The organism is Pseudomonas defluvii (assembly GCF_001695625.1).
Classification (GTDB): Bacteria; Pseudomonadota; Gammaproteobacteria; order Pseudomonadales; family Pseudomonadaceae; genus Aquipseudomonas; species Aquipseudomonas defluvii.
Genome location: NZ_MBPN01000357.1, coordinates 1 through 273 on the forward strand (window position 1 = coordinate 1; position 273 = coordinate 273).

Annotated in this window: 1 protein-coding gene; it reads left to right on the forward strand. The window is 64.1% G+C overall.

Annotation, left to right across the window (positions count from 1 at the left end; translation table 11 throughout):
• Window positions 1–273: hypothetical protein (locus EKA13_RS28075; protein WP_176717506.1), on the forward strand; the 273-nt coding region annotated here is incomplete at both ends.

The window sequence follows — 273 nt, forward strand, 5'->3', positions numbered from 1 at the left end:
CAGGAGGCCCTGGCCCAGCACCGCCTCAAAAGCCAACAACGCGAGCGCTTCAACGCCCGCAGCCGCGAATGGATGGGCAAGCACTTCGGCCAGGCGCTGCCGCTGATGCTGGTCGGGCTGAATGTCTGGAACACCCTGTACAGCCTTGAACAAGCGAGTGCCGACGGCCTGTTCAACAACAGCGAACTGCGGATGATGACCGCCAATGCGGCCTATACCGGTAACGCAATGATGGCCGTGTGCGTGGGCCCGGGGTGGAATCGGGCGCAGGGG